At 30.9% G+C, this 20,155-nt stretch carries 22 protein-coding genes; 10 read left to right on the top strand and 12 right to left on the bottom strand.

Features of this window, described 5'->3' with window-relative positions:
* The first annotated feature begins 75 nt into the window (after nucleotides 1-75).
* From G4D72_RS08115 to G4D72_RS08155, 9 genes are all read left to right on the top strand, one after another.
* Nucleotides 76-1,029, top strand: a complete 954-nt coding sequence (locus tag G4D72_RS08115) for an isopenicillin N synthase family dioxygenase (protein WP_166077167.1) — start codon at nucleotides 76-78, stop codon at nucleotides 1,027-1,029.
* Between the two features lie 222 nt (nucleotides 1,030-1,251).
* Nucleotides 1,252-1,641, top strand: coding sequence for a GxxExxY protein (locus G4D72_RS08120; RefSeq protein WP_166077168.1), 390 nt, complete (start codon nucleotides 1,252-1,254; stop codon nucleotides 1,639-1,641).
* 59 nt (nucleotides 1,642-1,700) lie between these two features.
* Nucleotides 1,701-2,033, top strand: a complete 333-nt coding sequence (locus G4D72_RS08125; protein ID WP_166077169.1) for a translation initiation factor — start codon at nucleotides 1,701-1,703, stop codon at nucleotides 2,031-2,033.
* A 104-nt stretch (nucleotides 2,034-2,137) separates the two neighbouring features.
* Nucleotides 2,138-3,004: a nucleoside phosphorylase gene (locus tag G4D72_RS08130; protein ID WP_166077170.1), complete on the top strand. Its 867-nt coding sequence runs from the start codon at nucleotides 2,138-2,140 to the stop codon at nucleotides 3,002-3,004.
* A gap of 405 nt (nucleotides 3,005-3,409) precedes the next feature.
* A complete protein-coding gene (locus tag G4D72_RS08135) occupies nucleotides 3,410-3,961 on the top strand; it encodes a GNAT family N-acetyltransferase (protein WP_166077171.1) in 552 nt (183 codons plus the stop codon).
* A 49-nt stretch (nucleotides 3,962-4,010) separates the two neighbouring features.
* Complete coding sequence (locus tag G4D72_RS08140) at nucleotides 4,011-4,862, top strand: substrate-binding domain-containing protein (RefSeq protein WP_166077172.1); 852 nt, start codon at nucleotides 4,011-4,013, stop codon at nucleotides 4,860-4,862.
* A gap of 79 nt (nucleotides 4,863-4,941) precedes the next feature.
* Nucleotides 4,942-5,877 carry a transglutaminase gene (locus G4D72_RS08145; RefSeq protein WP_166077173.1) on the top strand — a complete coding sequence of 312 codons (936 nt, stop codon included), beginning with the start codon at nucleotides 4,942-4,944 and terminating at the stop codon, nucleotides 5,875-5,877.
* A gap of 55 nt (nucleotides 5,878-5,932) precedes the next feature.
* Nucleotides 5,933-6,502, top strand: a complete 570-nt coding sequence (locus tag G4D72_RS08150) for a DUF3575 domain-containing protein (protein WP_166077174.1) — start codon at nucleotides 5,933-5,935, stop codon at nucleotides 6,500-6,502.
* Between the two features lie 10 nt (nucleotides 6,503-6,512).
* On the top strand, nucleotides 6,513-7,067 hold the full coding sequence (locus tag G4D72_RS08155) for a hypothetical protein (protein WP_166077175.1): 555 nt from the start codon (nucleotides 6,513-6,515) through the stop codon (nucleotides 7,065-7,067).
* On the opposite strand, the gene ung is transcribed toward G4D72_RS08155, so the two are convergent.
* Nucleotides 7,068-7,739, bottom strand: coding sequence for a uracil-DNA glycosylase (gene ung / locus G4D72_RS08160; protein ID WP_166077176.1), 672 nt, complete (start codon nucleotides 7,737-7,739; stop codon nucleotides 7,068-7,070).
* A 211-nt stretch (nucleotides 7,740-7,950) separates the two neighbouring features.
* Here ung and G4D72_RS08165 point away from each other — a divergent pair, with 211 nt between their 5' ends.
* Entirely contained in the window at nucleotides 7,951-10,116 is a 2,166-nt protein-coding gene (locus G4D72_RS08165; RefSeq protein WP_166077177.1) for an endonuclease MutS2, read from the top strand.
* A 107-nt stretch (nucleotides 10,117-10,223) separates the two neighbouring features.
* Here the strand turns inward: G4D72_RS08165 and G4D72_RS08170 are convergent, their stop codons facing one another.
* The 11 genes from G4D72_RS08170 to hisD form a co-directional block, all read right to left on the bottom strand.
* Nucleotides 10,224-10,889 carry a DUF2461 domain-containing protein gene (locus G4D72_RS08170; protein ID WP_166077178.1) on the bottom strand — a complete coding sequence of 222 codons (666 nt, stop codon included), beginning with the start codon at nucleotides 10,887-10,889 and terminating at the stop codon, nucleotides 10,224-10,226.
* Between the two features lie 537 nt (nucleotides 10,890-11,426).
* Nucleotides 11,427-12,443 carry a dipeptide epimerase gene (locus G4D72_RS08175; protein WP_166077179.1) on the bottom strand — a complete coding sequence of 339 codons (1,017 nt, stop codon included), beginning with the start codon at nucleotides 12,441-12,443 and terminating at the stop codon, nucleotides 11,427-11,429.
* 25 nt (nucleotides 12,444-12,468) lie between these two features.
* Nucleotides 12,469-13,050: a transglycosylase domain-containing protein gene (locus tag G4D72_RS08180; RefSeq protein WP_166077181.1), complete on the bottom strand. Its 582-nt coding sequence runs from the start codon at nucleotides 13,048-13,050 to the stop codon at nucleotides 12,469-12,471.
* A gap of 118 nt (nucleotides 13,051-13,168) precedes the next feature.
* Nucleotides 13,169-13,558 (bottom strand): acyl-CoA thioesterase, encoded by a 390-nt coding sequence (locus tag G4D72_RS08185; RefSeq protein ID WP_166077182.1) that lies wholly within the window; start codon nucleotides 13,556-13,558, stop codon nucleotides 13,169-13,171.
* A gap of 100 nt (nucleotides 13,559-13,658) precedes the next feature.
* Complete coding sequence (gene hisIE, locus G4D72_RS08190; protein ID WP_166077184.1) at nucleotides 13,659-14,255, bottom strand: bifunctional phosphoribosyl-AMP cyclohydrolase/phosphoribosyl-ATP diphosphatase HisIE; 597 nt, start codon at nucleotides 14,253-14,255, stop codon at nucleotides 13,659-13,661.
* Nucleotides 14,256-14,369: 114 nt separating this feature from the next.
* Nucleotides 14,370-15,125, bottom strand: a complete 756-nt coding sequence (gene hisF, locus G4D72_RS08195) for an imidazole glycerol phosphate synthase subunit HisF (RefSeq protein ID WP_166077185.1) — start codon at nucleotides 15,123-15,125, stop codon at nucleotides 14,370-14,372.
* A gap of 82 nt (nucleotides 15,126-15,207) precedes the next feature.
* Nucleotides 15,208-15,960 carry a 1-(5-phosphoribosyl)-5-[(5-phosphoribosylamino)methylideneamino]imidazole-4-carboxamide isomerase gene (locus G4D72_RS08200; RefSeq protein WP_166077327.1) on the bottom strand — a complete coding sequence of 251 codons (753 nt, stop codon included), beginning with the start codon at nucleotides 15,958-15,960 and terminating at the stop codon, nucleotides 15,208-15,210.
* A 16-nt stretch (nucleotides 15,961-15,976) separates the two neighbouring features.
* Nucleotides 15,977-16,558: an imidazole glycerol phosphate synthase subunit HisH gene (gene hisH, locus G4D72_RS08205; protein WP_166077186.1), complete on the bottom strand. Its 582-nt coding sequence runs from the start codon at nucleotides 16,556-16,558 to the stop codon at nucleotides 15,977-15,979.
* 70 nt (nucleotides 16,559-16,628) lie between these two features.
* The gene (gene hisB, locus G4D72_RS08210; protein ID WP_166077187.1) at nucleotides 16,629-17,765 is read right to left on the bottom strand and encodes a bifunctional histidinol-phosphatase/imidazoleglycerol-phosphate dehydratase HisB; all 1,137 of its coding nucleotides are present in this window, start codon (nucleotides 17,763-17,765) and stop codon (nucleotides 16,629-16,631) included.
* Nucleotides 17,765-18,805 (bottom strand): histidinol-phosphate transaminase, encoded by a 1,041-nt coding sequence (gene hisC / locus G4D72_RS08215; protein WP_166077188.1) that lies wholly within the window; start codon nucleotides 18,803-18,805, stop codon nucleotides 17,765-17,767. Before hisC ends, hisB begins: the two co-directional genes overlap by 1 nt.
* A 53-nt stretch (nucleotides 18,806-18,858) precedes the next feature.
* Nucleotides 18,859-20,142, bottom strand: a complete 1,284-nt coding sequence (hisD, locus tag G4D72_RS08220; RefSeq protein WP_166077189.1) for a histidinol dehydrogenase — start codon at nucleotides 20,140-20,142, stop codon at nucleotides 18,859-18,861.
* Nucleotides 20,143-20,155: the final 13 nt, after the last annotated feature.

The raw sequence follows: 20,155 nt of genomic DNA on the forward strand, positions 1-20,155 counted from the left end.
AATAAATATTTTTTTATATTTGTATTAGTAAGAATTCGGCTCAATATCTGAGTTGAAAACAAATAATTTTTTATAATGCAAAAAATTCCAAGTGTAGACTTACGTGATTTCCTGTCGGATGATCCGGCACGTAAACAAAAATTTGTAAATGAAATCGGAAAAGCATACGAAGAAATAGGTTTCGTAGCATTAAAAGGTCATTTTTTAGATGACAATTTGGTTGAAAACTTGTATAGTGAAGTAAGAAATTTCTTCAATTTACCAGTTGAAACTAAAGAAAAATATGAAATTCCAGGAATTGGAGGACAAAGAGGATATGTTTCTTTTGGTAAAGAACATGCAAAAGGTCGTTCAGCTGGTGATTTAAAAGAGTTTTGGCATTTCGGACAATATGTCTCAGAAGGTTCAAAATACGCTGGAGAATATCCAGACAATGTTACTGTTTCTGAATTACCAACTTTCAACAGTACAGGTAAAGAAGCGTATCAAATGCTTGAAAAAACAGGAGTGTATGTACTACGTGCATTAGCTTTATTTATCGGATTAGATGAATTTTACTTTGACAAATACATTAAGGATGGAAATAGTATTTTAAGACCTATTCACTACCCACCAATTACAGACGAACCTAAAGATGGTGCCGTTCGTGCAGCTGCTCATGGCGACATCAACCTAATTACGCTATTAATGGGTGCGCAAGGTAAAGGTTTACAAGTACAAAATCATGATGGGCAATGGATTGATGCGATGGCAGAACCAGATGAATTAATGATTAATGTAGGAGATATGTTATCTAGACATACTAACAACCGTTTAAAATCTACAATTCATCAAGTGGTAAATCCTCCTAGAGAATTATGGGGAACTTCACGTTTTTCTATACCATTCTTCATGCATCCAGTAAGTGATATGAATTTAAATTGCTTACCAGAATGTATCGATGAAAACAATCCAAAATTATACGAAGACATCACTGCGGGTGAATTCCTTCACGAAAGATTAGTAGAATTAGGATTGATTAAGAAATAACATTTTATAAAATTCCAAAATAAAATTCCAAATTCCAAGTCAAGTTGGGGTTTGGTTTTTTGTTTAAAAGATTAGAACTATACGCCATATTAGAAAGCGGATAAAACGGATTTACTTCGTAAAACGCAGATTAAAACAGATTTAAAACTCGGATTTAAGAAATTTGATTAATTTGAGAAATCTTTGATTTGTTTTTATTAAAAATTTAACGCCATAAACGAAATGAAAAATTTCCCTCATCAAGAATTAACAAAACAAATTATTGGGATTTATTATAATGTTTACAATGAATTAGGTTATGGATTTCTCGAAAAAGTCTATCATAATGCTATGCTTATTGAACTAAAAAAGAATGGTTTTGAGATTGAAAACAAGAAAAAAATTAATGTTTATTATAAAAATGATTTAGTTGGAGCATATGTTCCAGACATTATTGTAAATAATTCTGTAATTATTGAATTAAAAACAGTAGAATATCTTTTGGAAGTTCACGAAAGTCAAATTTTAAATTACTTAAAAGCAACTAGTTGTGAAGTCGGAATTCTTCTAAACTTTGGAAAAGATCCGCAATTTATTAGAAAAATATTCACTAATAATTTCAAAAAAAAATAAATTTTAAAATTTTAATAATTTCTCAAATTTCTTTAATCTGTGTTTAAAAATTAAAAAAAATGGATTTACAAGACCAATTAAAAAACCTTTTCCCCGACCATGTTCCTTCAAACGAACCCGAAGAAATTGAAGAAGTAGCACACGAATTATACGTTCAAAAAGAACCTATGATTTGCAAATACGAAAAAAGAAAAGGAAAAGCCACAACTATCATAGAAGGCTATGAAGGAACTGACGAAGACTTTAAAATTCTTGCCAAAGAAATCAAAACCAAATTGAGTGTTGGTGGTAGTTTTAAAGACGGAGCTATTATTCTTCAAGGAGATTATAGAGATAAAATAATGAAAATACTTCAAGACAAAGGTTTCAAAACCAAACGAGTTGGAGGATAAAAGAGTATTCAGTGAACTGTTTTCAGTGTTCAATAAAAAATAATAAAACATAATAGCGAACTTGGCGTAAAAACTTTGCGCTCTTTGCAGTTAAAAAAATAATCATGATAAAATCATCAGAATTAATCTTAAATCCAGACGGAAGTGTCTATCACTTAAATCTAAAACCTGAAAATATCGCTCACGATATCATTTTTGTGGGTGATCAGGAACGTGTATCTAAAATCACACAACATTTCGACAGTATTGAATTTTCGACTCAAAAAAGAGAATTCAAAACCGAAACTGGAATGTATAAAGGAAAACGTTTAACGGTTCAATCAACAGGAATTGGCCCTGATAATATTGACATCGTTTTCAATGAATTAGATGCTTTAGTTAATGTTGATCTAAACACTAGAGAAATCAATGAAAATCACACGGCTTTAAATATTGTTCGTATTGGAACTTCAGGTTCTTTACAAGCTGATATTCCAGTAGATAGTTGGGTAATGAGCAAATATGCGATTGGTTTAGACAACATGCTTCGCTCCTATTTAATCGAAGCACATTCTGTTGCAGAACTAGAAGATGCTTTTATCGCTCAAACCAATTGGGATGTAAGAAAAGGACGCCCAACGGTTGTGCCATGTGCAGAAGCATTAGAAAATAAAATCTTCTCAGATAAATTTCACAAAGGTTTTACAGGAACGGCTGGTGGATTTTATGGTCCTCAAGGTCGTGTGGTTCGTTTAAACATTCAAGATCCACAATTAAATAGCAAAATGGATGCATTCAATTACAACGGAACACGTATGACAAATTTAGAAATGGAAACATCTGCTATTTATGGTTTAGGGAAATTACTAGGTCATAACTGTTTGTCTTTAAACGCAATTATTGCAAACAGAGCAGTTGGTGAATTTAGTTCGAATCCAGAAAAAACAGTTAACGAATTGATTGCTTACACACTTGATAAATTGGTTGGATAAAATTGGTACACAGATTAAAGAAATTATATTAATTATTAAAATTTCTCAAATCTTTGTTTAAAATATAATTATGAAATTTCGCTTTGCCAACAACACGGATTAAAGAAATTATACTAATTTTTAAAGTTTCTCAAATCTGTGTTTAAAAAAAATATGAAATTTAGCTTTGCCAACAACACGGATTAAAGAAATTATACTAATTTTTAAAATTTCTCAAATCTGTGTTTAAAAAAAATATGAAATTTCGCTTTGCCAACAACACGGATTAAAGAAATTATACTAATTTTTTAAAATTTCTCAAATCTGTGTTTAAAAAAAATATGAAATTTAGCTTTGCCAACAACACGGATTAAAGAAATTATACTAATTTTTAAAATTTCTCAAATCTGTGTTTAAATATAAAATATGAATTTAACCATTGAAACACCACGACTCATCCTTCGTCCATTTGAAAAATCAGATGCAGAAGAATTATTTGATATGGACAAAAACCCTAATGTTCATAAATACTTGTGGTTAAAGCCTGTTAAACATATTGACGAAGTATACGCCTACATCGAAATGGTTCAAAAACAATATGAAGAAAGAGGAATAGGAAGGTTTTCAACCATTTTAAAAGAGACTGGTGAATTAATTGGTTGGACAGGAATTAAATTTGTAAATGATCATATAGAAAATGGGAATACTAATTTTTATGATTATGGGTATCGATTAAATGAAAAATTCTGGAATAAAGGGTATGCATCTGAAGCGACTAAAGCCTGGTTAGAGTATGGTTTCAATGAAATGAAAATTGAAACCATGAACGCCTACACACATGCCAAAAATGGTGCTTCTAATCATATTCTAGAAAAACACGGCATGCAATTTATGGAAGAATATCCAGATGAAAACGGAATCAATTGGAAATGGTGGCAGTTGGAAAATAAGATGTATGAAACCAGAAAATCAATGTAATTTTCACAAAACCATTTAACCTTTTAAACTTCTAAACTCAAAACTAAAAATGAAAACAGTAAAAATAGCAGGCGTTCCAGAACATTTCAATTTGCCTTGGCACATGTGTATTGAAAATGGTGAATTTAATGAAGCTGGAATAGATTTACAGTGGACAGATGTTCCAGAAGGTACAGGAAAAATGTGTCAAATGCTTCGGGATGGAGCAACAGACATAGCCATAATTTTAACTGAAGGAATCATTAAAGATTTAACCGAAGATTCACACAGTTCTATTGTGCAAGTTTTTGTTAAATCGCCATTAATTTGGGGCATTCACGTAGATGGAAAAGCCAAATACAATTCTATTTCAGATTTAGAAAATAAGATTGCTGCGATTAGTCGCTTCGGTTCTGGTTCTCATTTGATGAGTATTGTAAATGCCGAGAAAAACAATTGGAATATAAACAACATTCAATTCGAAATTGTAAATAATTTAGATGGCGCAATAACCAGTCTTTCTGAAGGAAAATCAGATTATTTTATGTGGGAAAAATTCACCACAAAACCTTTGGTAGATAATGGAACATTTAAACGTGTTGGTGAATGTCCTACTCCTTGGCCTTGTTTTGTAATAGCAGTTCGTAATGAATTTTTAGCTGAAAATGAAAACACCTTAGCACTGATTTTAGAAATCATCAACACCACAACAGAAGAATTTAAACAAATTCCTAGTATCGATAGAACTTTAGCCACAAGATACCATCAAAAATTAGAAGATATTCAACAATGGTTATCACAAACGCAATGGAGTCAGAATAATTTAGACGAAAAAACATTCGATAAAGTACAAAATAAACTTTCAGAATTAGCTATTATTTCAAAAAAAGCGGCTTTTACTCAAATCGTAAAAAAAATATAAAAAACTATTCCAATTAAGTTCTAGCGAAAATTTTAACTACTTTTGAATTCAATTAAAAATCGAGTTCCCGTTATAAAAAATGACATTTTCTCTGAAAACTTTTTTCGATAGATTTTCGCTTTGGCTGATTAAAAACAAGCTCAGAGAACATGCCAGTATTTTAATTTTAGCATTTTTAGTTTGCATTCCTATTTTTATATATTTTAGAAAAAATATTTTTTACTTCGATGCAAAAGTGCCTATTGATAAAATACTTATTTTCTTAGGATTGTTAATTTTATTTTTTTTTGTTATCAAATTATTCAGAAAAAAATTAGCTTATTGCATTTCACTTTATGTTTTAGTATTCGTGATGGTTTCAATACAAGGAAATTACAATTTCTTTCAAGTCTTCAATGCTTATAAAATCATTTTTTTAAGTGACCAAATGCAACAAGAAGAGGCGCTGTTGGAACAAAAAACATTAAAACCTTTTCCAAACAAAACAAGAGTTTATGAAAGTGTAGATTTTTTAAATTCTAAAGTTAGAAACTTTGCTTTATATGCTGTAAATAAGCATTTTACGAAAACCCCTAATTATGTATTGAATAGAAAATTTATACAATATTTTGCTGTTTTTAAAGAAATTAATGCCCGATGGAATTATGTAAATGATCCGAAAGGACAAGAATATTTCGCAAGTGGAAGTGAAAGTTTACTATATTTTTCAGGCGATTGCGATGATCATGCCATTTTAATGTGCGCAGCAATAAAATCTATTGGTGGAAGTATGCGATTAATTCACACTGGAAAACACATGTATCCAGAATTATTAATTGGAAAAGAAAAAGACTTAGAAATTGCAACCTATCTAATTAGCAGTGAGTTATTTATTAAAGAATCCAAAAATAAAACCATCTACTTTCATCGAGATGAAAATGGAAAAATTTGGCTGAATTTAGATTATACAGCTCGTTATCCTGGTGGTCCATTTTTAGGTGAAGAAGTTCTAAGTATATTAGATTTACAAAAATAATTATTTCTTAACGCAACTTTTTTAATACTTTAGCATCTACTTAAAAACCATTCATATGAAATATATAAAATGTATCATTCTTTTGTTTTCATTGCAAACTTTTAGTCAAAATTCCACAAACGATTCCATCATCGAAAACAAAAAACATGAGATTAAATTTACTCCTATCGCCTTATTATCAGCTAATACTATTTTTTTAGGTTATGAACATTTTTTAAACAAAGATTTCTCTGTAGGTTTGCAAACTCGCTTCAACTTAAATAAAAACTCATTTGAATATATTATTTATGATGATAAGTCAATTATTACTGAAGTAAGTCCATTTATACGATATTCTCTTTCAAAAAAACAAAACTCATTTTTTTATTTAGAAAGTTATTTAAATTTTAACAGCGGTGAAATTCGAACTTATGAAAGATTAAATGATGAGTTTGGAAATGGATATTACACCAAAACTTTAAAAAATTATGCTGATCTTGGCTTGGGTTTTGGAACAGGCTATAAATTTTACATTAAAAAAACCATCGGAATCGATTTTAATTTGGGCTTAAGTAGAAACTTTTTTAATGAAGATAGTATCGATGTGATTCCAAAAGGAAATATTTTATTTAGTTATAGATTTTAATACTTTGAAAATGAAAAAAATACTTGGATTTTTATTTTTATTCTGCGGACTTAATGCTTGTACAACAACCGATGAGGACAGTTATACACAAAAAACCATACAATTAAATGTAATTGATTACATTAAAGTATACACACAGAATAATTTCATGGTTGGTGATAAATTATACATTGAGTCTTTATTCAGTAAATTACAAGATGAACCAGGATTTTCCAATAAATTGGATATTTTTAAAACCACTAATTCCAGACAATTTAATTTCTATTTTAATTTAGAAAAAAGAGTTTTCAACGGAAATTGGACCAGCATAAATTTAAATCCCTCAGATTTTGAAGCAGGTGGTTTGGGCGCTGTTGCTTATAATACTGCTATTTGCGAATTAAATCCAAACAATACGCAATATGAATTTTATAAAGGAATTATTCTTCAAGAAGCCGGACAATACAGATTAACTATTCAACCCATAATTTCAAATTTTTATGGAGGAAACAGTACTGTAAATGTAGAAATGTTTACTACTATAGAAAATTTAACTGATGTGGTTTATGAGTTTAATGTGAATTAATTACCAATCAATTTCTTTTTTCCCAAAAGTTTTTAAATAAGTGTTGGTTTGACTAAAATGTTTATTTCCAAACCAAAACCCTCGATTGGCGCTTAAAGGTGAAGGATGGCCAGCTTCCAAAACCAAATGTTTGTTTCTGTCGATTTTCAATCCTTTTTTTTGGGCAAAACTTCCCCAAAGTAAAAAAACTATATGCTCACAATTATTTGATATATAACTAATTACATTATCTGTAAAAACATTCCACTTTAAGTGTTTATGACTATTGGCTGCATCTTTTCTTACAGTTAATCCTGCATTCAAAAGTAAAATGCCTTGTTCCGCCCAGCGTTCTAAATTTCCATTTGTTGGCAAGAAAATAGTATCGAAATCGGAATTAATTTCAGCAAAAATATTCTTTAAAGAAGGCGGAATTTTAACGCCATCATTTACCGAAAAACACAAACCGTTCGCCTCACCTGCCCCATGATACGGATCTTGCCCAATGATCACCACTTTTAAATCGTCTAATTTACATCTTGAAAAAGCATGAAATATCAATTCTTTTGGAGGAAAACAAATGGAAGTATGGTATTCGTTTTCAATATCTTGCATCAATTTCAAAAAATAATCTTTCTGAATTTCTGCATCAAAAAAGGGGGTCCAGGAATTGGATTTAGGCAATAGGTTCATCTTGGTTTTCAAATTAATTTCAGTCAAATTATAGGGTTAAGAAATTTCGTTTAACAAGACTAAACTTTTCTTATTAACTTAACGCTAAAATTAACTCATTTATAAAGTTAGAAGTTAAACAGGAATTAAAATTTTAATAATTTCTACACTTTTCATACACAAATATATAAAATTGATTTCTTATGTTGTAAATTTGAACTTTAATATTACTATGATTTCAATTACCGAAAAAACGTTAAAAGACTTAGAGTTTCATACCATTTTACAAACCATTTCTGAGCGATGCAACACAGAAATTGGAATGGAAAAAGCACTTCAAATCCAACCTTTTAAAAATAAAGATATTTTATTTTCAGAATTGGCTTATACCAATGAATATGTTTCCTCCTTTTCAAACAATAACGCTTTGCCTAATCATGGCTTTGAAACGGTAACGCCTGATTTGAAATTACTAGCCATTGAAGATAGTTTTTTAGAATTACCAGCCATAAAAAAGATTTTAGATATCAGTAAATCTACAAACGAATATTTAAAATATTTAAAGAAATTCAACGACTACTATCCAGAATTATACAAGAAATCAGCAGAAATTGAGTTCACTCCTATTATAGCAAAAGCCATTGAAGAAGTGGTTAATAAATACGGTGAAATTAAGGATGATGCTTCGCCAGATTTAGTTAACATTCGAAGAAGTATTAATGTGGTTCGTGGAAAAATTAACCAAAGTTTCGGAATGGCGCTGTCACACTTTAATGCTTTAGGTTATTTAGATGACATTAAAGAAACTGTGGTTGATAATCGTAGAGTTTTAGCGGTACAAGCCATGTATCGAAAAAAAGTAAAAGGTTCTATTTTAGGAAATTCTAAAACGGGAAGTATTGCTTACATCGAACCAGAAACTACCTTAAAATATTCAAGAGAATTAAATAATTTAGAGTTTGAAGAACGTGAAGAAATCATGCGTATTTTGCGTGTCCTTTCTGCTACCATTCGACCATATACCAATCTGATTGCACAATATCAAGATTTCCTTTCGGATATGGATGTGATTGCTGCAAAAGCGAAATATGCATATAAAATCAACGGAATTCTTCCTAAAATTAATGAGGACAAACGTTTGTTTTTCAGAGAAGCCTTCCACCCTATTTTATTGTTAAATAACAAGGCGGAAAATAAACCGACTTTCCCACAAACCATCGAATTAGAAAGTAACAATCGAATTATTGTAATTTCCGGACCGAATGCTGGTGGAAAAACCATTTCTTTAAAAACTATTGGTTTGTTACAATTGATGCTGCAATGTGGAATGTTAATTCCGGTACACGAACGCAGTGAAACTTTTTTATTCGATAGAATTTTAACTGATATTGGAGACAACCAATCTATTGAAAATCATTTAAGTACGTACAGTTACCGTTTGAAGAATATGAATTATTTCTTGAAAAAATGTAACGATAAAACCTTATTTTTAATTGATGAATTCGGTACAGGTTCAGATCCAGAATTAGGTGGAGCTTTAGCAGAAATTTTCCTTGAAGAATTTTATGACAGAGAAGCGTACGGAATCATTACCACACACTATACGAATTTAAAAATTTTAGCCAACGAATTACCATTTGCGAGTAATGCCAACATGTTATTCGATGAAAAATCGTTGGAGCCGATGTATAAATTACATTTGGGTCAGCCTGGAAGTTCGTTTACGTTTGAAGTCGCACAAAAAAATGGTATTCCTTACGGATTAATCAATCGTGCCAAAAAGAAGGTTGAGAACACCAAAATTAGATTTGATAAAACCATTGCCACGCTTCAAAAAGAACGCTCTAAATTAGAAAAAACTTCTGTTTCCTTAAAAGAAGAAGAGACTAAGGCGCGCGAAGAAAGTAAGAAAATGGAAACCATTAATAGTAAAATTCAAGATAAATTAGAAAAATATCAAGAATTATATGATGCCAATCAGCGTTTGATTTATATGGGTCAGAAAATTGATGATATTGCAGAAAGGTATTTCAACAACAAAGACAAAAAGACTTTAATTGGCGATTTCTTAAAAGTAGTAGAAATTGAAAACTCGAAACGTAAAAAACTTTCCGCTAAAGAAAAGAAAATCAAGGAAGTTGTGGTGAAAAAAGTCATTGAAGAAGTTAAAGTAAAAGTTGAAGAAATTCGAATAGAGAAAAAGGAAAAGAAAATCAAGGCCAAATTAGTTCCGGAAAAACCTGTTGTAGTTTTAAAAGTGGGCGACAGAGTGCGAATGAAAGATGGAAAAGCTATCGGAACTATTGAAAAAATTGAGAAAAATAAAGTTTCGATAAATTACGGCGTATTCATGTCAAAAGCCAATTTGGAAGATTTAGAATACGTGCAACCCAGTTAATGTGTCAATTTGACAATTAGCCAATGAGTCAATGAGTCAATTAGTCAATGAGCCAATAAGTGAATCTGTCTGTTCATCGGCATATCGACTAATTGAAAATTGACTTATTAATAAATGCTTTCTCCGTTTAAATCTGTGGTTAATACATCGCTCATGTAATTGAAAAAAGGTCGCATAGCTGCAAAAGTAGCGATTACTTCTTCCTTAAAATTTGGAGACAACACTTCTTTATTGGTAAATTTTCTGGTCAACAGATATTGCTTTTTTCTAATTAAATCGATATCAGGATGTGTTTTGTCGAAATTTTTGGGTGCAGTTTTTAATTCTTCACCTTCTAAAGTGTCGAAAAATTTCTTAAACGTATTGTCAGCAATAATTTCTCGTAATTCTGAGGCATCTAATTCTATTTCTTTACGGATTCGTAATAAATCTTCATTATTTGGTTCCCAAAATCCACCACCTACAAAACTGGCATTGTTTTCAATATGTAAATACATACCACCTCGAAGCATTGGTTTAGTTCTAGAAAAACCAACAGAAAAATGATTTTTATAAGGTAATTTATTTTTAGAAAAACGCACATCTCTATAAATTCGAAATACTTGCATTTTTTCTAAACTATCTATTTTTTCTAACTCTGAATAAACTTCTGTAAAAAATGCTTTTACAAAGTTATTTTCAGTTTCAAAACGTTTTTTATTATCAGTAAACCAATCACGGTTGTTGTTTTTCGTAAGTAATTCTAAATAGTCAAAAGTAGATTTTGTTAGCATGTTATTATGTATATTTGAAATATAAAAATAGTAAAATTTAAATAATTTAACAGCATGAAAAAAGGATTAATTAACACGCTTATTTTCTATGGAATTTGCTTCATTATTTTTATTTTATTGACAAAATTCACCTATCAACCCGCACATTTTTTTGGTTTAAATTTCTTTTTCTTATTTTTTCTAATCATAGTAAGTATACTATGTATTCTTTTTCATTTAGGAAAAATATTTGGCAATAGAAACATTGAATATAATAAAGGAGCGTTACTCATTCATTCCTGTTTTATACTTGGAATTATTTCATTTTATTTATGGTCATATCCTAAATAAAATGTCATTAGAAATTTTTGGACACAGATTTCACAGATTATTCAGTGCATTAATTCAATTAGCTAATTTTTTAATTAGTTTATTGACTAATTGACTCATTGTCTCATTGACCCATTGACCCATTGTCTCATTGACCCATTGTCTCATTGTCTCATTGACTCATTGCCCCATTGTCTCATTGACTAATTGACTCATTGACCCTTTGTCTCATTGACTAATCAACCTCGCTCCTGTTCCGTTTTCCTGACTAAAAATTGTTTTTCCAAAATCGATTGAAACGCCAGTTGCAATGTCTTTTTCTAATAATAAAGCGCCATCCATATCTACATAATCTATAAGAGGCAATAAATGTGCAATGGCTGAAATTCCAATTGTAGATTCGGTCATACAACCCACCATTGTTTTTAATCCTAATGATTTTGCTTGTTGGATCATTCGTAAAGCGGGCGTAATGCCACCACATTTCATCAATTTGATATTGACACCGTGAAAATAAGTATGACATTTTAAAACATCTTCTTCTTCAATACAACTTTCATCCGCAATTATGGGTAAAACGGAATGCTTAAACACTTCGGCATGACCTAAATAATCATCCGCTTTTAAAGGTTGTTCGATAAATTCTACTCCTAAATCTTTTAAAACAATAGCATTTTGAATGGTTTCTTCTACGGTCCAACCACAATTTGCATCCACACGAAAAATCGCATTAGTCTCTGTACGCAAGGCTTTTACAATTTCAATATCATTTGGAGTACCTAATTTGATTTTGTAAATCGGCCAAGGCATGTCCTTCATTTTTAAAACCATTTCATCAATAGTAGAAATTCCAATGGTATAATTTGTAAGTGGCGTATTTGAAATATCTAAATTCCAAACCTCGTACAATTTCTTCCCTTTTTTTCTAGCAAACAAATCATGAAAAGCAATATCTAAAGCACATAAGGCAAATCGGTTGTGTTGTAAAAGCGGATTTAAAGTAGTCCAAAATTCTTCTGGAGAAAGAAATTCACATTTTTCAATAATAGGAATAAGTCGACTAATATCAGCTGCAATTTTATGCGTATCTAATTCGTAATATGCATTTTCAGTAGCTTCACCAAATCCAGAAATACCATCGCTACTTAATTCTACAATTAAAGTAGGTTTTATATCAAATGATAAACGTGAAATTTTAAAATTATGCTTTAATTTTAAATCGTAATGATGAAGTTTTACTTGCATGTTTATGGAAAAAAGATTGTTAGATTTACTTTTTTATTTTATTTTTCCAATATATAAATTTTGCTTGTAGATGATGTTTTTGATAGTAATATGGGTTTGATGACATAACAGCTAAACGGAGCATCTGATCAGAATTTAAATCTTTAATTTCTTTTTTAAAGTATTTCAAAGATGCTAAATTAACACCTTTTAAATGTGCTGGAAAAATTAATTTATTTTGCAAATAATATTCAATACATTTTCTTTTATCTATTCGCTTATCCAGTTGAATACCAAGAGATATTCGTTCAAAAGTATCCCAAACCGAATAACCATAATTAGTTTCATAGCAAGGACATTTTTTTAAATTTAGACTTAAGATTTTATCAAAAAAATGCGTAAATAAATAGTTATCAGTTGACTTTTCTATATCATAATTCTCAATTTGTAAATAATAATCAACGAACTTATTTGGTAGTTCTTCTGAATTATTTATTAACAAAACCATTTCATTTAACTCTGTTTCAGAAATCTTACTTTTGTACAAATTATAAATATAAATATACATTCCACTTACAGAAAGTAATAGAAATAAAAAAAATATTTTAAAAAATTTCTTTGTGAACATTTATATTTTCTAACAAAATTCTTAAACTTAAATACTCAAACGACAGCAACTAAAAACAGACACTGCAACTCAAAACTGCGACTGAAAACTGCGACTGCGACTGAAAACTGAGTCTGAACTATTTCCCTAATCGATCACCAACAAACTCAATTTGCGTTTTTCCGTGAGGCTTGGGTTTGCCTTCTTCGTCTAAATTCACCATCGTAATATTATCAATAGTGATGATTTTTTCGCGTGTCATCATATTTCGAACCACACATTTTAAGATTAATGAAGACGTTCCGAATTTCACAACATCAATTCCAATTTCAATAATATCGCCTTGTTTGGCGGCACTCATGAAGTTGATTTCACTCATGAATTTCGTAACCACTTTCGGATTTTCTAATTGTACGATAGAGTACAACGCAGCTTCTTCATCAATCCAAGCTAATAATTGACCTCCAAATAAGGTTCCATTGGCGTTTAAATCTTCGGGTTTTACCCATTTTCGTGTGTGAAATCTCATGATTAGTTTAAGAGTTTAAAGGTTAAGAGTTTAAAAGGATTTAAATTGTAAAGTAAATATAAAAAAAACGGAACACTAAAAACCGAAAACTGCCTTTTATTTATTTTTCACGACTTTTCAAAACGTTCACTACATCATTTAATTTATAACCTTTGGCTTGTAGTAAAATTAGGTAATGAAATAGCAAATCGGCGCTTTCAGATAAGAATAAATCGTCATTAGTATCTTTGGCTTCAATAACTACTTCTACAGCTTCTTCTCCTACTTTTTGAGCAATTTTATTGATGCCTTTTTCGAATAATGAAGCTACATAACTTTTTTCTGAAGTCGCATTTTCTTTTCGTTGTTGGATGGTGGTTTCTAATTTCGAAAGAAAACCAAAATCAGTACTGTTTTCTTCTTGCCAACACGTATCGGAACCTGTATGACAAGTTGGTCCGACAGGATTAACTTGAATTAAAAGCGTATCATTATCACAATCGTTTTTTATTGAAACTAAATTCAAAAAGTTACCACTTTCTTCTCCTTTGGTCCATAATCTGTTTTTAGAACGACTGAAGAATGTCACTTTTTGTGTCGATAATGTTGTATCTAAAGCCTCCTGATTCATGTAACCTAACATTAAAACCGTTTTAGTTTCGTTATCTTGTATGATTGCAGGAATTAATCCGTTGTTTTTTGTAAAGTCTATTTTCATAATAATTTGCCACGAAGGCGTTAAGTCGCTAATTTTGTTTGTTTTATGCTGATTTTAAACACAGATTGTAGAAATTTTAAAAATTATATTAATTTCTCCAATCTGTGTGGTTAATTATATTCTTACTTCTATGTTCTGTTGTTTCAAAAACTGCTTTAACTCTGGAATTTCTATTTCACCGAAGTGAAACACACTTGCAGCTAATGCGGCGTCTGCTTTACCTATATGAAACGCATCGGCAAAATCTTGCATAGTTCCTGCTCCACCAGAAGCAATAACTGGAATATTTATCAATTTTGAAATGGTTTCTAGTGCGTCATTGGCAAAACCATCTTTGGTGCCATCATTTTCCATTGAAGTAAATAAAATTTCACCAGCACCACGATTAGCGGCTTCTACTACCCAATCGTATAAATTGATAGCAGTAGGCACTTTTCCACCCACTAAATGTACTTTCCAAATGCCATCAATTCGTTTGGCATCTACAGCAACTACCACACACTGACTACCAAATTTCTGAGCCAATTGATTAATTAAATCCGGATTTTTAACGGCAGATGAATTAATAGAAACTTTATCGGCACCATTTTTTAACAATAACGCCACATCATCAACTGAATTAATGCCACCACCAACGGTAAACGGGATATTAATTGTTGCAGCCACATCTCGAACCAAATTCAACAACGTGCTTCGTTGCTCTTCTGTGGCAGAAATGTCCAAAAACACCAATTCATCTGCACCTGTTTCTGAATATTTTTTAGCCAACTCTACCGGATTTCCAGCATCAATTAAATCGACAAAATTGACTCCTTTAACAGTTCTTCCATTTTTAATATCTAAACATGGAATGATTCTTTTAGTTAACATATTTTTTAAATTAAAAGTTAGAAACTTGAAATCAGAATTTAAATCTGAATTTTTAAATTTCAAGTTTCTAGTTTCTGTTTTCTTACTTTACGATATAATTTTCGAGTTGTTTTAAAGAAATTCGATCTTCATAAATGGCTTTACCAATAATTACACCTTCACAACCTAATTCAGCTAATTTTGGGATTTCGTCGAATTCTGAAATTCCTCCAGATGCAATTAATTTAATGTGATTGGTATTTTCTTCTGTATTACAATGTGCTAAAATTTGTTCATAAACTTCGAAGCTTGGTCCTGCTAACATTCCATCTTTACTGATATCCGTACAAACCACATAGCTAATTTTATTTTGCAAATAATTATAAATAAACGGTAATAAATCTTCTTGAGATTCTTTCTTCCAACCCGAAATAGCAATTTTTGCTCCTGTTTGGTGTGGATTAAAATCGGCTCCTAAAATCATTCGTTCTGGACCAAAACGATCAATCCATTTTAAAAACTTTTCGGCATCATTCACAGCGATACTTCCACCAGTAATTTGATTGGCACCACATTCAAAAGCGGTTTTCACATCACCACTAGTTTTAATTCCACCGCCAAAATCAATTTTTAGATTGGTTTGAGTAGCAATATCTTCTAAAACTTTATGATTTACAATTTTTCCGGTTTTGGCACCATCTAAGTCTATTAAGTGTAAATATTCAATTCCATGATCTTCAAACGATTTAGCCACATCAACAGGACTATCATTATAAATAATTTTCGTTTTAAAATTTCCCATCGAAAGACGCACACATTTTCCATCAATAATATCAATTGCCGGAATAATTCTAATTTTGTTATTTTTCATGCTATAAATTCAAAAAGTTATTTAATATTTTTTCACCCCATTTTCCGCTTTTTTCAGGATGAAATTGGACACCGTAAAAATTGTTTCTTTGTAAAGCTGAAGCATAATTTACTTCATAATTAGTGGTTGCAATGGCTAAATTAGTGTTTGGAACATAAAAACTGTGCACCAAATACATGTATTCCTTTTCGTTGATAGTTTCAAAAAGTTTGGAATTCAAATTAAATATTGTGTTCCATCCCATTTGTGGAACTTTCACTGCATTTGAAAATTTAATTACATCTACATCAAAAATTCCTAAGCCTTTTGTTTGGCCTTCTTCCGAATAATTGCACATTAATTGCATGCCCAAACATATTCCCAAAACAGGTTGTGTTAATGTAGGAATAAGCTCATTTAAACCACTTTCTATTAACATTTTCATCGCAGAACTCGCCTCACCTACACCAGGAAAAATTACTTTGTCTGCTTGTAAAATTTCATTTGGATCTTTACTTAAAATCGCGTCAAATCCCAATCTTTTTATGGCGAATTGAATGCTTTGAATGTTTCCCGCCCCGTAATCTATTATGACTATTTTCATTTTATATAATTTTCAGTCTTTGTTTTCAATCTCAGTTGCTGCATACTGTAACTGAAAACTAATGACTCTTTTAAAGCATTCCTTTTGTACTTGGCAAAATCATTTTTTCTACATCTCGTTTTACAGCTACTTTTATGGCTTTCGCGAAAGCTTTAAAAATGGCTTCAATTTTATGATGTTCGTTAGTTCCTTCTGCTTTGATGTTTAAATTAGCTTTGGCACCATCTGTAAACGATTTAAAAAAGTGAAAAAACATTTCGGTTGGCATTTGACCAATCATTTCACGTTTGAATTCCGTATCCCAAACCAACCAATTTCTTCCACCAAAATCGATGGCTACTTGGGCTAAACAATCATCCATAGGCAAACAAAACCCATAACGTTCAATACCTAATTTATTGCCTAGAGCTTTTGCAAAAACTTCTCCTAAAGCAATAGCCGTGTCTTCTATCGTGTGGTGTTCATCGACTTCTAAATCGCCTTTTACTTGAATGTCTAAATCCATTTGTCCGTGTCTGGCAATTTGATCTAACATATGATCAAAAAAGTGTAATCCTGTATGGATGTTGCTTTTTCCAGTTCCATCTAAATTTACCGTAATAGCAATATCTGTTTCGTTAGTTTTTCTAACTAGTGAAGCTGAACGATTTTCTAATTTTAAGAATTCGTAAATTTTTTCCCAATCGTTAGTTTCTAGAGCCACAATCTCATTAATTTCTGTTGCATTAAGAGAAATTTCAGCCGTTCCTAAATTCGTGTTGTCATTGATGAAAATTGCTTTTGCGCCTAAATTTTTAGCCAATTCTACATCTGTTAACCTGTCTCCAATTACGAAAGAATTAGTAAGATCATATGCTTCTGAAAAGTAATTAGTTAACATTCCAGTTCTTGGTTTACGAGTTGGAGCATTGTCTGCTGGAAAACTTCTATCGATACATTCTTCTGCAAAGAAAACACCTTCACCCTCAAAGGTTTTCATGATAAAATTATGAACAGGCCAAAACGTACTTTCTGGAAAAATATCGGTTCCTAATCCGTCCTGATTGGTAACTAAAACCAATTCATAATCTAATTCTTTAGCAATTTTACCTAAAAAAGTTAAACATTTCGGATAGAAAATCATTTTATCAAAAGCATCTATTTGATAATCTGAAACTTCTTTAATCATCGTACCGTCGCGGTCTATGAATAATACTTTTTTTGCCATTATAACGTTTTTAAGGTGTTGATTAGTTTTAAATTTTCTGCTGAAGTTCCAATGGTAATTCGCAAACAATTATCGCACAAAGGCTGCGAACTTCTGTTTCGAACCACAATACCATTTTCTAGTAATTGTTGGTATCTTTTGTTGGCGTTATCAACTTTAATCAAGATAAAATTGGCATCAGAATCAAAAGCTTTTTCTATAAATTTAATTTGAAGAAAATGTTTAAATAAAAATTCTTTTTCTAATTGTATATCAGATACTTGTTTGATTATTTTTTTGGTATTCGCTAATTTATCCAAAGCTTTATTTTGCGTTAAAATATTCACATTATAAGGTGGCTTAATTTTATTTAAGACCTCAATAATAGATGCAGAAGCATATAAAATTCCTAATCGAATGCCCGCCATTCCATATGCTTTTGATAAAGTTTGAGATATGATTAAATTAGGATAATCATTAATTTCAGACAACCAACTTTCTTTAGAAGAAAAATCGATATAGGCTTCATCTAAAACTACCAAACCATTGAAATTCTTCAGTAAAGTTACAATACTTTCATCTGAAAAAGAATTCCCTGTTGGATTATTTGGCGAACATAAGAAAATAATTTTTGTTTGAGCAGTTACTTGCGATAGTATTTGCTCTATATTAGGTTCAAATTCATCATTCAAAAGGACTTCTTTATTTTCAACAGCATTCAAATTTGCTAAAACACCATACATTCCGTAAGTTGGCGGCAAAGTAATTACGTTGTCTTTATTGGGTTCACAAAAAGCACGAAATAATAAATCTAATACTTCATCACTTCCATTTCCTAATAAAATCTGATTTTTGGCTACTTTCTTAATTTCAGAGAGTATCTTTTTCACTGCCTTTTGTTGCGTATCTGGATAGCGATTGATGCCGTTTTCATTCGGATTTTCATTCGCATCCAAATAAATCATTTTTTCTTCATAATCCTGAAATTCATCTCGAGCTGATGAATAAGGCTGCATATTTTTAATGTTTTCTCTTATGAGATTTTGTATGTTAAAGTTCATCTTTTTGGATTTTAACCGCAAATTGCTAAAGGCTTTTTGCAAAATTCACTATTTTATTTATTTAAATTTAATCTTAAAGTTACGGCATTTTTGTGGGCTTGCAATCCTTCTGCTTCAGCCATTAATTCAATGCTTTTCCCAATATTTTGGATTCCTTTTTCTGTAATTTTTTGAAACGTCATGGCCTTCATAAAACTATCTAAATTCACACCACTATAGGTTTTTGCATAGCCGTTTGTAGGTAATGTATGATTAGTTCCCGAAGCATAATCTCCAGCACTTTCTGGAGTAAAATTCCCTATAAATACAGAACCTGCATTTTGAATGCCATCAACAAAGAAACGTTCATTTTTAGAGCAGATAATAAAGTGTTCTGGGCCATATTCATTAATTAAATCCAAAGCAATTTGCTCATTTTCTACTGAAATTAATTTCGATTTTTCAATTGCTTGAATGGCAATTTCTTTTCTTGGCAATTGTTCTAATTGTAAATATACTTCTCTTTCAACCGCTGCAACAACGTCTTCACTTGTAGTCACTAAAACAACTTGACTATCCGTTCCGTGTTCGGCTTGACTCAATAAATCAGAGGCTACAAAACTTGGAATACTAGATTCGTCTGCATACACTAATAATTCACTTGGCCCAGCTGGCATGTCTATTCCAACGCCATATTGAGTTGCCACTTGTTTCGCAACAGTTACAAATTGATTGCCTGGTCCGAAAATTTTATAAACTTGCGGAATAGTTGCTGTTCCGAATGTCATGGCTCCAATTGCCTGAATGCCTCCAACTTTAAATATTTTAGTTACTCCACATAAATTTGCTGCATATAAAATAGCTGGATTAATTTTCCCTTGTTTATTAGGTGGTGAGCATAAAATAATTTCTGTACAACCTGCAATTTTTGCCGGTATAGCTAGCATCAAAACAGTAGAAAACAAAGGCGCTGAACCACCTGGTATATATAAACCTACTTTCTGGATTGGTCTTTTTTCTTGCCAACAAAATACACCTTCAGTAGTTTCTATTTCTATTTTTTGGGTTTGTTGCGCTTCGTGAAACTTAAAAATATTCGTTTTAGCTACTTCGATTGCATTTTTTAATTCTTCTGAAACTAACGAGATGGCTTCATTAATTTCCGCTTCAGATACTAAGCAGTTTTCAGAACTACTTCCGTCAAATAAAGAAGTATATTTTTGTACAGCTACATCACCTTTTTGTTGAATTTCTTTAAATATTCCTTTTACGGTTTCTTCAATATCGGTAAAGGTTTGTGTTGGTCGTTTTAAAATTTCAGACCAGTTATTTTTTGTTGGGTTGTTTATTTTTTTCATTTGTATAAGATTC

It is taken from the genome of Flavobacterium difficile (assembly GCF_011392115.1).
Taxonomy (GTDB): Bacteria; Bacteroidota; Bacteroidia; order Flavobacteriales; family Flavobacteriaceae; genus Flavobacterium; species Flavobacterium difficile.

What these genes read in the sequence shown, in the direction of transcription:
- G4D72_RS08135 (WP_166077171.1), top strand. Translation starts at nt 3,410, where the DNA reads ATGAATTTAACCATTGAAACACCACGACTCATCCTTCGTCCATTTGAA.
- G4D72_RS08130 (WP_166077170.1), top strand. Translation starts at nt 2,138, where the DNA reads ATGATAAAATCATCAGAATTAATCTTAAATCCAGACGGAAGTGTCTAT.
- hisD (WP_166077189.1), bottom strand. Translation starts at nt 20,142, where the DNA reads ATGAAAAAAATAAACAACCCAACAAAAAATAACTGGTCTGAAATTTTA.
- G4D72_RS08145 (WP_166077173.1), top strand. Translation starts at nt 4,942, where the DNA reads ATGACATTTTCTCTGAAAACTTTTTTCGATAGATTTTCGCTTTGGCTG.
- G4D72_RS08155 (WP_166077175.1), top strand. Translation starts at nt 6,513, where the DNA reads ATGAAAAAAATACTTGGATTTTTATTTTTATTCTGCGGACTTAATGCT.
- G4D72_RS08185 (WP_166077182.1), bottom strand. Translation starts at nt 13,558, where the DNA reads ATGAGATTTCACACACGAAAATGGGTAAAACCCGAAGATTTAAACGCC.
- hisC (WP_166077188.1), bottom strand. Translation starts at nt 18,805, where the DNA reads ATGAACTTTAACATACAAAATCTCATAAGAGAAAACATTAAAAATATG.
- ung (WP_166077176.1), bottom strand. Translation starts at nt 7,739, where the DNA reads ATGAACCTATTGCCTAAATCCAATTCCTGGACCCCCTTTTTTGATGCA.
- G4D72_RS08170 (WP_166077178.1), bottom strand. Translation starts at nt 10,889, where the DNA reads ATGCTAACAAAATCTACTTTTGACTATTTAGAATTACTTACGAAAAAC.
- hisH (WP_166077186.1), bottom strand. Translation starts at nt 16,558, where the DNA reads ATGAAAATAGTCATAATAGATTACGGGGCGGGAAACATTCAAAGCATT.
- G4D72_RS08125 (WP_166077169.1), top strand. Translation starts at nt 1,701, where the DNA reads ATGGATTTACAAGACCAATTAAAAAACCTTTTCCCCGACCATGTTCCT.
- hisB (WP_166077187.1), bottom strand. Translation starts at nt 17,765, where the DNA reads ATGGCAAAAAAAGTATTATTCATAGACCGCGACGGTACGATGATTAAA.
- G4D72_RS08165 (WP_166077177.1), top strand. Translation starts at nt 7,951, where the DNA reads ATGATTTCAATTACCGAAAAAACGTTAAAAGACTTAGAGTTTCATACC.
- hisF (WP_166077185.1), bottom strand. Translation starts at nt 15,125, where the DNA reads ATGTTAACTAAAAGAATCATTCCATGTTTAGATATTAAAAATGGAAGA.
- G4D72_RS08175 (WP_166077179.1), bottom strand. Translation starts at nt 12,443, where the DNA reads ATGCAAGTAAAACTTCATCATTACGATTTAAAATTAAAGCATAATTTT.
- G4D72_RS08140 (WP_166077172.1), top strand. Translation starts at nt 4,011, where the DNA reads ATGAAAACAGTAAAAATAGCAGGCGTTCCAGAACATTTCAATTTGCCT.
- G4D72_RS08180 (WP_166077181.1), bottom strand. Translation starts at nt 13,050, where the DNA reads ATGTTCACAAAGAAATTTTTTAAAATATTTTTTTTATTTCTATTACTT.
- G4D72_RS08120 (WP_166077168.1), top strand. Translation starts at nt 1,252, where the DNA reads ATGAAAAATTTCCCTCATCAAGAATTAACAAAACAAATTATTGGGATT.
- G4D72_RS08150 (WP_166077174.1), top strand. Translation starts at nt 5,933, where the DNA reads ATGAAATATATAAAATGTATCATTCTTTTGTTTTCATTGCAAACTTTT.
- G4D72_RS08115 (WP_166077167.1), top strand. Translation starts at nt 76, where the DNA reads ATGCAAAAAATTCCAAGTGTAGACTTACGTGATTTCCTGTCGGATGAT.
- hisIE (WP_166077184.1), bottom strand. Translation starts at nt 14,255, where the DNA reads ATGAAAATAGACTTTACAAAAAACAACGGATTAATTCCTGCAATCATA.